This window comes from Flavobacterium aquaticum (genome assembly GCF_003259835.1).
GTDB lineage: Bacteria > Bacteroidota > Bacteroidia > Flavobacteriales > Flavobacteriaceae > Flavobacterium > Flavobacterium aquaticum.
Map to the genome: position 1 here is coordinate 53,299 of NZ_QLMI01000009.1, position 13,722 is coordinate 67,020.

Here is a 13,722-nt window from a genome sequence, read left to right on the forward strand (position 1 = left end):
TAGTCAAATATACTAAAATAATAATTGGCTTACAATCGGGCAACTAATTTGATATTGAAAACACGAGTAGTCATGTAGTTTGGAATTCCGTATTGTGATTTGGTGTACACATCGCGAACCCATGTATTCGTAATCGAATTTTGATTGTTGAATAAATTGAAAATTTCCAATCCTAATGATAGCTCATTAAACGGTTTTAACCAAACTTTACTTGATTTGATTTTTTCATCTTTAAACACAAAAGAGAATCCAACATCAGCTCTACGATAATCGTTTAAACGTAATTGATAATTGTAAGGATCAGCATAAGCAGGAGAACCACCTGGTAATCCTGTATTGTAAACCAAATTAAGATACAATCTCAAGTTTGGAATATTTGGCATATAATCTTGAAACAAAACGCCAAATTTTAATCGTTGGTCTGTTGGACGAGCAATAAAACCTTTTCCGTCTTGATTTTCTTCTGTTTTTAAATATCCGAAAGTAAACCACGATTCTGTTCCTGGTACAAACTCTCCGTTTAATCGAGCATCAAAACCATAAGCATAGGCTTCGGCATCGTTGTTAGCTCTGTAACGAATACGAACGTTATCAATTGTATAGGTGTTTACATCGGTAATGTTTTTATAATACGCTTCAGAAACCAATTTAAATGGTCTGTTCCACATTTTAAAACTGTAATCATTACTCAAAACAACATGAATCGATTGTTGTGCTTTTACATTGGTTTGCACTACTCCATCATAATCTCGCAATTCTCTGTAAAATGGTGGTTGATGATACAAACCGCCAGATAATCGAAACAACATATCTTTATTCCAATTGGGTTTAAATGCAAATTGAGCTCTTGGTGAAAATGTAATTTGGCTATCACCTTTTGGTCTACCATCAGCTTCAACTTGCCATTGATGAGCACGAACTCCGGCATTTATCCAATAATCATGTTCACCTATATTACCTCTATAATTCCATTGTGCATAACCCGAAAATCTATTTATTTTGGTAAAATTTGTAGCTCTTACATTTTGATAAGGCGCTAAGGGTCCAACATAAGGATTATAAGGCTGATCGTTTTGATAATCTAAAATAGGATTTGGCAATGAAAACCCAGCTGAATCTACAACTTCCCATTCTACAATTCTATCACGAATATCTTCTTTTGTGAATTTTGCGCCCCATTCAAATTGGGATTTTTCGTTTAATTCGTGAAAACCTTTTACTTCAGCATTTACGATTAAAGCATCTAAATCGTTACGTGCGTGATTTAATTGCGAACCAATTCCGCGAGTAAAAACAACATCACCAAAGGTTTCCGAACCAATATTTGCATCTACTTCACCCAAACGATATTGTGCTAAAATATCATAATATTCTTGCTCTTGCGTGTGATATCCTGAAAGGATGAATTTTAATTTATTTTTTTCGTTGTATTGATAAACGGCTTTTCCGGCACCAAAAAACGTTAGATATTTATCTTTTTCTTGTCCTTCATAAAACACCAAAAGCGCAATTGGTTCATCGATAGTTCCAAAATTGGTTTGACGTGTTAAAGGTTCGTAGTTATATCGATTTTGCGAAATGTTTCCTAAAAAACTAAAATTCCATTTGGTTGAAGCATTAAAATTCAACAAAGTTTGGACATCAAAAAATGTAGGTCTAAAATTAGTTTCTGTTTCCTGACTATTAACTAAAAGACTGTTATTTCTGTATCGAACACCTGTGATATTACTCCATTTTTGATTTTTGGAAACACCTTCAACAGTAAGACTTCCTCCTAACAAACTAGCTTCTAAACTCGCACCAAAACGTTTTGGATTTCGGTAGGTAATATCTAAAACCGAAGACAATTTATCGCCATATTTGGACTGAAATCCTCCAGCTGAGAAATCTACATTTTGAACCATATCGGTATTGGTAAAACTCAAACCTTCTTGTTGTCCTGAACGAATTAAAAACGGACGATAGACTTCAATTTCATTTACATATACTAAGTTTTCATCGTAATTTCCACCACGAACAGCATACGAAGTACTTAATTCGTTATTAGAATAAACACCCGGAAGCGTTTTAATGATATTTTCGATCCCGGCATTAGCTCCAGGAATTTTTCTTACAATTACCGGATCAATTGTGGTAACACCTTCGATTCTTTTTTTGCTATTTCCTGTTACTGTAACTTCTCCAAACTCCTCTACTTTTGAATTCATAACTGGGTTTAACTCAAAATCTTCATTGGATTTCAAATTTACATCAATTGTAATTTTCTTTAATGAAATGTGAGAAAAAGTAATCGTCACTTTTTTATTGGCATCTATTTCTAAAATATAAAAACCATTTTCATTAGAAACGGTTCCTTTGTCGCCCACTTTTACCGTTACATTTTCAACAGGATTATTAAATTCGTCTAAAATAACACCTTTAATACGTGCTTTTTGAGCCGAAACAGTCAAAGAAAAAAGACCTATAATGAATACAAAAATTATATTTTTCAAAAGAATGGATTTTAATTATCTAAAAAAGTAAGATTCAAAGGTAGTAGAATTTTGTAAATTATCAGTCACAACAATCTTTAAATCGTTTCTTCCTTGAACGCAAATATTATCATCTAAATTGTGTACCAACTTTTTTGTCTTATAATCGTATTCCATTAAAATCCATTTTCCATTTAAATAAGCATTGTAAGAATCAATATCGGAATGCAAATCTGTAATGGAAACACTAATTGTTTTTTGCTCTTTAATTGTCTTTCCTTCTACAAAATTTACGTTGTAAATTCTTGGTGGAGTTGAGTCTTGCGCTAATTTGAATTTACCTAAAGACTTTGTTTTAAGAGAAAATGTATTCCCTTTTCGATATGTTTTATTGTATTCTAATTTATAACCGTCTAAAGTTGCAATGTAAGTTTTTGCTAATTGCTCTTCGGTTAAGCCTTGAACATTATTGAATGTAATTGTAATATTTTTATGAACCGGAACACTATCATCATGCAACGTAAGAATATCGTTACTAACATCAAAATTCAAATAGAAATTAGAATAAAATGCATTTTCTGGAATTTGAACTGAAACATTATTCTTTTCAAAAATAGATTCGTTTTTAGCTTTTACATAGTAAGGTGTTTTTTGAATCGTATTTTTTACAGTGGCTTGCGTATTATAAAATTCGATTGGAATAACTAAATCTACCTTATTTCCATGAAAATCATATACTTCTACTCGATAGGTGTAATTTGTTGCAGGTTGTACTTTTATTGTACCATCTTTTTTATTTCCAGCCACAATAGATAAGGGATAATCAGACAATTGAAACAATTTTTGAACGCGTTGACCCATCAAATGAAAACGTTCGTAATCAATAAAATTATTAATGTAGCGCGATTCATCAAAGGCAAAACCATCAAAACCATACTGGTAGTACAAAACACCATTCAGATAGGCTTTTACCTTATACAATCCGTTTTTATTGTAGGCATTGGTACAAAAATCGTAAGCATTAATTCCGAATGCAACTTTACCATTAGCTCTAACTTTTGTACTCAAATAACTTCCATCGGCTTGTTTAGAAAATGAAATATTAATTGGCTTTTGAGAAGTATTTACTACTGTTGAATCTAAAGGATAAGCCACAACACCTTGAATAACAGGTTTTCTATCATCATTGATAATTTTCTTAAACCCAAAATGCATTGGGTTAAGTATTTCTTCTGATTTGGTATTTCGGAATTCAAAATGCAAATGAGGACCACCACTTCCACCTGTATTTCCGGTAAAAGCAATAATATCACCTTTTTTTACTGGTAATTCTGTTGGATACAAATACATTTCTACTTCATAGGATTGTTCTTTGTATTGTCTAGCTTTAATGAAAGATTCTATAGCACCATTTGCTTTTTGGAGATGTCCATAAACAGATGTATAACCATTTGGATGTGTAATATAAATGGCTTTTCCATATCCAAAAGTTGAGATTTTAATCCTTGAAATATAACCATCACCGGCAGCATAAACGGGAAGACCTTCTACTCCTTTTGTTTTAAAATCCAAACCAGAATGAAAGTGGTTACTTCGTAATTCTCCAAAAGAACCCGATAAATCGAGCGGAATATCTAAAGGAGATTGAAAATAATCTTGAGGAAAATCTTGACTAAAAATAAAAAGAGGGGCGAATAAAATGGCTAATACGAATCTCATAGTGCTTGTGTTTAGTGCTAAAATACTAAAATAATTTTACATAAAGTAAACAAAAACCATACCTATAATAATTATTTAATAATCAATTAGTTATAAATAATAAAAATTAATTCACAAAATTTAATAAAAAGTATTGCAATTTTTGAATACTAATGCTAACTTTGTGAAATAATGAAATGAATTTTATCATTAATGAATGGATTATCTGAATTAATTGATTCTCTCGAAGTTAAATTTTTTAAGCTGAACCAAAAAGTGGCACAGCTAGAAAAGAAAAACCAAGAGTTGCAGGATGAATTGTTGCTTTCTAGAAAAAATCAACAACAGCAATCAGGTGAAATTGAAGCTTTGAAGAACCAGTTAGATACTCTAAAAATGGTAAACTCATTACTAGGCAGTGAAGAAAATAAACGAGAAACAAAACTCAAAATAAATTCATTAATCAGAGAAATCGATTATTGTATAGCCCAACTTTCGGATTAGAAACCGCATGAGTGAAAAACTGAAAATTAAAATATCGATAGCAGACCGCGTGTATCCCTTAACGGTAGATCCATCGCAAGAAGAAGGACTTAGAAGTGCTTCAAAAAAGATAGATGCTATGATTAAACAGTTTGAACAAAGCTATGCTGTAAGAGACAAACAAGATGTTTTAGCAATGTGTGCCTTGCAATTTGCAGCTCAGGTTGAACAAAAACAAATCAATAACTCTCAGGATAATGAAAGCAACATAACCAGATTACAAAATTTGGATAAAAAACTGAGTGAGTTACTCTCAAAATAAATACGTTCTTACATAACAAACAAAGATACTGCCTACATTAGTATATATTTGATAAACTCAACACTAACAAATTAAACGAGTGAATCTTTGCAACTATAACAGGCCCTTAAGTGGGAAGTTTGAACTGCAGGTTAGCTCAAATCTTGTATAACAGAGTTTATACAAACACCTAATGTAGGCTTTTTTTTATATAAATTTTTTAACACACACATGGATATACTAAGTATAATAATTGGAATTGTTGTTGGTCTTGCAGGAGGTTTTGGAATTGCTAAATTTTTAGAGAAAAGCAATGTTTCTAACCTAATTAAAAATGCCAAAAAAGAAGCAGCTTCGATTTTAAAAGACGCTAAAACAGAAGCTGAAGCAGCAAAAAAAGATAAAATTTTACAAGCTAAAGAGAAGTTTTTAGAATTAAAAGCAGAACACGAACAAGTAATTTTAGCACGCGATAAAAAAATGGCGGAAGCTGAAAAAAGAACGCGTGATAAAGAATCTCAAGTTTCAAATGAATTAGCAAAAGCTAAAAAAATCAACGATGAAGTTGAAGCTAAAATTGCAGATTACAACAATAAAATCGAATATTTAGACAAGAAACAACAAGAAATTGATAAACTTCACAGAAGCCAAGTAGAGCAATTAGAAGCTATTTCTGGATTATCTGCTGAAGATGCTAAAAATCAATTAGTAGAAAGTTTAAAAGCGGAAGCCAAAACAAATGCTATGTCATTCATCCAAGATACTGTGGAAGAAGCAAAAATGACAGCGCAACAAGAAGCTAAGAAAATCATCATCAATACTATTCAACGTGTGGGTACTGAAGAAGCTGTTGAAAATTGTGTTTCTGTATTTAACATTGAATCAGATGATGTGAAAGGTAGAATCATTGGTCGTGAAGGTCGTAACATTAGAGCTTTAGAAGCAGCTACAGGAGTTGAAATCATAGTTGACGACACACCTGAAGCTATCATCTTATCTTGTTTTGATCCGGTAAGGAGAGAAATCGCTCGTTTAGCCTTACACAAATTAGTAACTGACGGACGTATTCACCCAGCACGTATTGAAGAAGTTGTTGCTAAAACAGCAAAACAAATCGACGAGGAGATCATCGAAACTGGAAAACGTACGGTAATTGATTTAGGAATCCACGGATTACATCCTGAATTAATTAAAGTGGTAGGTAGAATGAAATACCGTTCATCTTACGGACAAAACTTATTACAACACTCAAGAGAAGTTGCTAAGTTATGTGGTATCATGGCGGCTGAATTAGGATTAAACGTTAAATTAGCTAAAAGAGCTGGTTTATTACACGATATTGGAAAAGTACCTGATACAGAAAGTGAATTACCTCACGCAATCTTAGGTATGCAATGGGCTGAGAAATACGGAGAAAAAGAGGAAGTTTGTAACGCAATTGGAGCACACCACGACGAAATTGAAATGAAATCATTGATTTCTCCAATTATCCAAGTTTGTGATGCTATTTCTGGAGCACGTCCTGGAGCAAGAAGACAAGTATTAGATTCTTACATCCAACGTTTGAAAGACTTAGAAGACATCGCTTTCGGATTCAACGGTGTTAAAAATGCTTATGCAATTCAAGCAGGTAGAGAATTACGTGTTATTGTAGAAAGTGAAAAAGTATCTGACGATGCAGCGGTAAACTTATCGTTTGATATTTCTCAAAAAATTCAAACTGAAATGACATATCCTGGTCAAGTAAAAATCACGGTTATTCGTGAGACTAGAGCCGTGAATATTGCTAAATAGTCTTAAGTTATAGAAATTAAATGCCGTGTTAATTCATTTTAGCACGGTTTTTTTATGCCCATTTTTATCATTCCATTAGGAATCTCTTTAGTGAGTGATTATTGTTGTTTGTTTTAAACATATAAGTCATATAAGTTTTATGTTGAACTAAATTCCAATTTGAAGTTCACAAAAGAGATACTTGACAGCATAACAAACGAAACGCCTTATCTAATTGGTTATAAAAGTCTCTGTGTAGCTCTCTCAACACAAAGTATTTCAAAAAAACTCCGTGCAGCTCTGTGTAAAAACTTTTCTATAGTTCTCGACTTCGCTCGAAGTGACAATAAGTTCAACTTCAAACTTGAAACCTGAAACAAGTGCAACGCCTCTGTGTAACTCTCTCAACACAAAGTATTTCAAAAAAACTCCATGCAGCTCTGTGTAAAAACTTTTCTATAGTTCTCGACTTCGCTCGAAGTGGCAATAAGTTCAACTTCAAACTTGAAACAAGTGCAACGCCTCTGTGTAACTCTCTCAACACAAAGTATTTCAAAAAAACTCCATGCAGCTCTGTGTAAAAACTTTTCTATAGTTCTCGACTTCGCTCGAAGTGACAATAAGTTCAACTTCAAACTTGAAACCTGAAACAAGTGCAACGCCTCTGTGTAACTCTCTCAACACAAAGCATATCAAAAAAACTCCGTGTATCTCTGTGTAAAAACAAAAACTACTTCCTCGGATGATAATTATTCAAAACTTCCGATAAGAATTTTCTATCCAAATGCATATACACTTCGGTTGTAGTAATGGATTCGTGCCCGAGCATTAATTGTATCGAACGTAAATCGGCACCATTTTCTAATAAATGTGTTGCAAAAGAATGTCGGAATGTGTGTGGACTAATGGTTTTATTTAAATTGATTTTTACCGCTAAATCTTTAATTATGGTAAAAACCATAGCTCGTGTTAATTGCTTTCCTCTCCTATTTAGAAAAAGCGTATCCTCGTGTCCTTTTTGTACCGGATAATGCACTCGTATTAAATTTACATAAGAAGTTATGTATTTAATTGTAGAGCCTCCTACGGGCACAAAACGCTGCTTATTTCCTTTACCTGTGATTTTGATAAAACCTTCTTCAAAAAACAAATCGGAAATCTTTAAACTTACTAATTCTGAAACACGCAAACCGCAACTGTACAAGGTTTCTAACATAGCTTTATTACGTTCACCTTCTGGAGTAGATAAATCTATTGCCGAGATTAACGCATCAATTTCTTCTGTTGCTAATGTATCGGGTAATTTTCTGCCTGTTTTAGGAACTTCAATTAATTCAAGTGGTGTATCTTTTCGATAATCCTCAAAAACTAAGTAGTTGAAAAAACTTTTTAATCCTGAAATAATTCGCGACTGACTTCGAGCATTTACTTGAGATGAAATTTCGTAAATGAATTGCTGAACCGTTTCTTCTGTAATTGTAACAGGAGAAACCTGTATTTCATGTTGATGTAAGAACAACACTAATTTTTCGATATCAAACGTATAGTTTTCAATGGTATTTTTAGAAAGACCACGCTCTAAACGAAGATAATTTTGATATTCTTTAATATACGATTGCCAAGTACTCATATATCAAATGTAGGCAAATTACAGCAATAAAAAAATCCCGCCTAAGCGGGATTTTTGACTTATTTGTTTTTTACAAATTAGAATTTGTAAGTTAAACCAAATTGAGCAGTTGTAAAGAAGTTATTGAAAACATTTACATTTGCATTGAATTCAGATACATTCTCAGCACCATCCCATTTTTGAGAAGAGTAAGATAAAACATCTGTTAAAGCGAAGTTGATAGCAAAACTATCAGAAACGAAATAGTTCATTCCTAATCCTGCACCAAATCCAAATCCAGAATACTTAGCATCTCCTAAACCAGCTTTTCCTGATTCCATACCTAAACCAGCTTCAGCATAAGTTTTGAATCTTTTTCCTAAATCTAAGAAATAATAACGACCAAAAACACCTGCATCAAAATTTGAATTTTTGTCAGTTTCTGTTCCTGCTACTTCTTCTTTGTCTGAACCAACACCTAATTCAACTCCAACAACAAATTTGTCAGTTAAAAAGTAACCAACTTTTGGATTGAATTGAAAACTGTTAGTTTTTTCTTCAGTGTTTTTGTCATTAGTAGATGAAAAACCTAAGTTACCTTCTACAATAACATCACCTTTAGCGAAACCAAATGCTTTTTCTTCTTCTTGTGCGTTAGCAAAACCGAAAGCCAATAATGCTACAGCAGATAATAAAACTTTTTTCATGTTTAGTTTAAATTTAAAGTTAATAGAGCAAATTTATAGCATTTTTTTATACGAAATAACATATTTTGTTATGTTATTAACAATTTTATTAACAAGCAAAAACGATTATGTTCATAATCAAGCAGTTGAAAGTTTTAAAATTTAAAATTTTAAACTTTTTTTAATAAAAAGTAAACCTTCAAAAAACAACAAAAAAAACATAAACACCTCATAATCAACAAAATCCAAAAATCGATAAAAAGTGCATTTTATCGACAATCATACTAAAAAGCGCTAGCAAGCGTTACTACTCTAAAGATTTTAATATGAAAAGAACAATTGTAACATTGATTTTACTGGTTCTAGGAACTGGTTTTTCGCAGGCTCAAATGCTAAAATTTGGTGTAAAAGGTGGGGTAAATTTTGCTAACTACACAGGCGGAGATGTTTCGGGTGTAGATTTTAAAACTATTACAAGCTATCATGCAGGTGCTGTAATGGAATTAAAAGTATTTGAAAACTTCGCCATTCAACCCGAACTCTTATATTCTACACAAGGTGCAGAATTGGAAGGTTTAGGCGAACAAGTTAAAAATGAGTTGGGTTATTTATCACTTCCAGTTCTTGCTAAATTTTATTTAACATCTAATAAGCTTAGTTTAGAATTAGGTCCACAAGCTTCTGTATTAGTAAGCGAACGAAATGAAGTTGATTCAAACGACACGAATACTTTCGACTTTGGCTTAGCTGGTGGTTTAAGTTATAAGATTACAAACGGATTATTTGTATCAGGGCGTTATGTTGCGGGTTTAACAGAAGCTAAAAAAGATGCTGATGTGAAAAACTCGGTTATTCAATTTTCAGTAGGTTATATGTTTTAACACTAAAAGTTATAATATTTTGCTAAAACCATTCTCAAAAAGAATGGTTTTTTTACTTTTACAAAAACAATTCTCATGAAGCTTATCATTATAAATGGTCCAAATCTTAATTTATTAGGAAAGAGAGAACCCGAAGTTTACGGCAATGCCACTTTTGAATCGTATTTTGAAAAATTACAAAGTGAGTTTCCAGCTATCACATTAGAATATTTCCAAAGTAATATTGAAGGAGAAATTATCAGTAAAATTCAAGAAGTAGGTTTTAGTTATGATGGTATCGTTCTAAATGCTGGTGCTTATACCCATACTTCTATAGGAATTGGTGATGCTATTAAAGCGATTACAACTCCAGTTGTAGAAGTTCATATTTCCAATACATTTTCAAGAGAATCTTTTCGTCATCAATCGTATATTTCGCCAAATGCTAAAGGTGTAATTATTGGTTTTGGACTGCAGAGTTATAAGTTGGCATTAAGAGCTTTTGAGTAGCGTTTTACTTGTTTGTTACACAGAGATGGAGAGGCGTTGCACTTGGTTTTATACACAGAGATGCACAGAGGCAAATGAGATTCACGGAGGGTTTATATGCTTTGTGTTGAATGTGAGAGATGAAAAGGACGTTGCACTTTTTTAAATTAAGAATATAAATAAAATTGAAATACTTTTATGGAAATTGATAAGTTAACAGAACAAGTTATTGGCTTGGCTATTGAAGTTCATCGCCATTTAGGTCCGGGATTATTAGAATCTGCTTATCAAGAGTGTTTATATTATGAATTAAAAAAAGCTAATTTAAAAGTTGAACGAGAATTAAAACTTCCTATTGAATATAAAGAAATCAAACTTGATCATGGTTATAGAATAGATTTACTAATAGAAGATAGATTAGTAATCGAAATTAAAACAGTTGAAACTTTCACCGATGTTCATAAAGCTCAAATATTAACTTACATGAGATTAGGAAATTACAAAACAGGATTATTAATTAATTTTAACACTAAACTATTATCTAAAGGAATTAAACGATTTGTATTATAAAAGTAAAAAATCTCGAAGAAGCTCTCAATCAAAAAAAACTCTGTGTAAAGAACAAGTAAAACGCCTCAGTGTAACTCTCTAAAGACAAACAAAATTAAAAAAAGCTCTGTGAAGCTCTGTGAAATAAAACAAGTAAAACACCTCAGTGTAACTCTATAAAGACAAAGAAAATCAAAAAAACTCTGTGCAACTCTGTGTAAAAACAAGTGAAACGTCTCTGTGTAGCTCTATAAAGACAAAGAAAATCAAAAAAAGCTCGGTGTAGCTCTGTGCAATAAAAACAAACAACATGAAACAACAAATTACGCTATTCTTATTATTCTTAACATCAATCTCTTTCGCTCAAATTAAAGGAACTATCAAAGATAAAGATGGAAATGCTTTACCATTTGTAAACATATATATAGAGAACACCTATATAGGTACAACGTCAAATGAACATGGTAAATACGAATTAAACACTACACAGAAAAACAATGTGCATTTGGTTTTTCAATATTTAGGATTTAAAACTCAGAAACACATTTTAAACATCAGCAGTTTTCCTTTTGAGTTTGATGTAACTTTACAAGAGGAAGATTTTCAACTGAAAGAAGTTGTGATTGTAAATGGAGAAAATCCTGCTGATGAAATTATTCGAAATACTATAAAAGAAAAAAAGAAAAATGCCGCTAAAACTGATAAGTTTGAAGCCGATTTTTATTCGAGAGGAATTTTTAGAGCAAAAGATATTCCTAAGAAATTCATGGGCGTAGAAATTGGAGATTTAGAAGGCAACTTAGATTCTACTAGAAGTGGTATTATTTATCAATCGGAAACTGTATCAAAAATTAAATTCCAAAAACCTGATGATTTAAAAGAAGAAATCATTGCTTCTAAAATTGCCGGAGACGATAACGGGTTTAGCTACAATACTGCGCTAAAAACAAATTACGATTTTTACGACAACTACGTTGAGTTTAATATCAACATGGTTTCTCCTATTGCTGATAATGCTTTTAATTATTACAAATACAAATTAGAAAGCACTTTTTATAACGAAAGTAATCAGTTAATCAATAAAATTTTAGTTACGCCAAAACGAGACAAAGAACCTGTTTTTGAAGGTTATATTTATATTGTAGAAGATACTTGGGCAATTTATGGAATTGACTTAGATATTAAAGGCTATAGAATGCAACAGCCAATTCTTGAAACCATGAAATTAACACAAAGCTTTAGTTACAATTCAGATAATAAGATTTGGGCAAAAAACATTCAAACGCTAGACTTTAAAGCTGGTCTTTTCGGGATGAAATTTGATGGAAAGTTTACTTATGTATTTACTAATTACAACTTCAAAGATGCTTTCGAAAAGAAAACATTTGGTAAAGAAGTAGTAACTTTTGCTGAAAACGCGAACAAAAAAGAAGATTCGTATTGGAATGAATTCAGACCTGTTCCATTAACCGAAGAAGAAACAACAAATTACATTAAAAAAGATAGTTTACAAACTTTAAGAAAATCACAAGTATATTTGGATTCGGTTGATGCCAAAGGGAATAAATTCAAGTTATTGAAAATTATTACGGGTTACACTTATAAAAATTCATTTAAAAATTGGAGTTTCAATTACCAAGGTTTAACCAATTTAACTTCTTTAAGTTTTAATACCGTTCAAGGTTGGAATTTAGACAGTGGCTTTTCTTTTAGAAAATGGAATGAAGAAACAGGGAAATATACTTCTATTTCTTCTATAGTTAATTATGGTTTTGCCGAAGACAGATTGCGCATAAAAGGTAACTTTTATCACCGATTTAACAATATAAACAACGCTTACATAAGTTTAAATGGAGGAAGCGTCATAAGTCAGTTTAACCCAAATGAACCAATAAGCAATTTAGTAAATTCGGTAGCAACATTATTCTTTAAAAACAATTACATGAAATTGTACAATAAAGAATTTGCAGAAATTAACTACGGAAGAGAAGTTACCAACGGTGTTTTTGCTTCAGGTAAATTATTGTACGAAAACCGAAGAGCGTTATTTAACAACACCGATTATACAATGATTAAAAATGATGATTTGTATTTTTCGAACGATCCGTTACAACCTGATAATTATACTTCGGTTCCTTTTGAAAAACATCATATTATGAAAGCGAGTTTAGGAACACGTATTCGTTTTGGACAAAAATACATTTCGCGTCCTGATGGAAAGGTTAACATTCAAAACGATAATTATCCAATATTGAGTTTCTATTACGAAAAAGCATTTGGCGCTTCGAACAGCAATTATCATTATGATTTAATCAGTGGAACCATTGATTACAACAAAACCCTAGGAAATAAAGGCGATTTTGGCTTACGCTTTAAAGCAGGAAAATTCTTTAATGCCGATAATATTTCGTTTGTAGATTATAAACACTTCAACGGAAATCAAACGCATATTAATTTGTTGAACAATTCATTGAACTCATTTAATTTGCTTCCTTATTACACGCATTCTACCAATGATGCGTATTTGGAAACGCACATTGAGCACAATTTTAAAGGTTATATCATGAACAAGATTCCGTTATTGAACAAGTTACAATGGAATTTAATTGGAGGTTTTCATCAATTGAACATTCCAAACATGAAACCATATCAAGAATTTACTGTTGGATTTGATAATATTGGTTGGGGTAAATTCAGGTTCTTACGTGTTGATTATGTAAGAAGTTACCAAAATGGTTTTCAAGGAGATGGCGTAATGTTTGGGTTGAAATTCTAAGAAATAACAATGAAAAGCACTTCTAAA

At 31.8% G+C, this 13,722-nt stretch carries 11 protein-coding genes; 7 read left to right on the plus strand and 4 right to left on the minus strand.

What is annotated here, in order from left to right; all coding sequences use genetic code 11:
- Nucleotides 1–29 precede the first annotated feature (29 nt).
- The gene (locus B0I03_RS12500) at nt 30–2,492 is read right to left on the minus strand and encodes a TonB-dependent receptor (protein ID WP_245903046.1); all 2,463 of its coding nucleotides are present in this window, start codon (nt 2,490–2,492) and stop codon (nt 30–32) included.
- A 15-nt stretch (nt 2,493–2,507) separates the two neighbouring features.
- Nucleotides 2,508–4,190: a M23 family metallopeptidase gene (locus B0I03_RS12505; protein WP_111567775.1), complete on the minus strand. Its 1,683-nt coding sequence runs from the start codon at nt 4,188–4,190 to the stop codon at nt 2,508–2,510.
- Nucleotides 4,191–4,382: 192 nt separating this feature from the next.
- Between B0I03_RS12505 and B0I03_RS12510 the strand changes: the two genes are divergently transcribed.
- From B0I03_RS12510 to rny, 3 genes are all read left to right on the plus strand, one after another.
- Nucleotides 4,383–4,673 (plus strand): hypothetical protein, encoded by a 291-nt coding sequence (locus B0I03_RS12510; protein ID WP_111567776.1) that lies wholly within the window; start codon nt 4,383–4,385, stop codon nt 4,671–4,673.
- 7 nt (nt 4,674–4,680) lie between these two features.
- A complete protein-coding gene (locus B0I03_RS12515) occupies nt 4,681–4,974 on the plus strand; it encodes a cell division protein ZapA (RefSeq protein WP_111567777.1) in 294 nt (97 codons plus the stop codon).
- Nucleotides 4,975–5,184: 210 nt separating this feature from the next.
- Nucleotides 5,185–6,747, plus strand: a complete 1,563-nt coding sequence (gene rny, locus B0I03_RS12520; RefSeq protein WP_026724774.1) for a ribonuclease Y — start codon at nt 5,185–5,187, stop codon at nt 6,745–6,747.
- Nucleotides 6,748–7,456: 709 nt separating this feature from the next.
- On the opposite strand, the gene xerD is transcribed toward rny, so the two are convergent.
- Both xerD and B0I03_RS12530 read right to left on the minus strand, forming a co-directional pair.
- Nucleotides 7,457–8,356: a site-specific tyrosine recombinase XerD gene (gene xerD / locus B0I03_RS12525; protein WP_111567778.1), complete on the minus strand. Its 900-nt coding sequence runs from the start codon at nt 8,354–8,356 to the stop codon at nt 7,457–7,459.
- 77 nt (nt 8,357–8,433) lie between these two features.
- Nucleotides 8,434–9,042: an outer membrane beta-barrel protein gene (locus tag B0I03_RS12530; protein ID WP_111567779.1), complete on the minus strand. Its 609-nt coding sequence runs from the start codon at nt 9,040–9,042 to the stop codon at nt 8,434–8,436.
- Between the two features lie 305 nt (nt 9,043–9,347).
- Here B0I03_RS12530 and B0I03_RS12535 point away from each other — a divergent pair, with 305 nt between their 5' ends.
- From B0I03_RS12535 to B0I03_RS12550, 4 genes are all read left to right on the plus strand, one after another.
- Entirely contained in the window at nt 9,348–9,902 is a 555-nt protein-coding gene (locus tag B0I03_RS12535) for a porin family protein (protein ID WP_111567780.1), read from the plus strand.
- 75 nt (nt 9,903–9,977) lie between these two features.
- The gene (gene aroQ / locus B0I03_RS12540; protein WP_111567781.1) at nt 9,978–10,391 is read left to right on the plus strand and encodes a type II 3-dehydroquinate dehydratase; all 414 of its coding nucleotides are present in this window, start codon (nt 9,978–9,980) and stop codon (nt 10,389–10,391) included.
- A gap of 177 nt (nt 10,392–10,568) precedes the next feature.
- The gene (locus B0I03_RS12545; RefSeq protein WP_111567782.1) at nt 10,569–10,940 is read left to right on the plus strand and encodes a GxxExxY protein; all 372 of its coding nucleotides are present in this window, start codon (nt 10,569–10,571) and stop codon (nt 10,938–10,940) included.
- A gap of 289 nt (nt 10,941–11,229) precedes the next feature.
- The gene (locus B0I03_RS12550; protein ID WP_111567783.1) at nt 11,230–13,695 is read left to right on the plus strand and encodes a DUF5686 and carboxypeptidase regulatory-like domain-containing protein; all 2,466 of its coding nucleotides are present in this window, start codon (nt 11,230–11,232) and stop codon (nt 13,693–13,695) included.
- Nucleotides 13,696–13,722 lie beyond the last annotated feature (27 nt).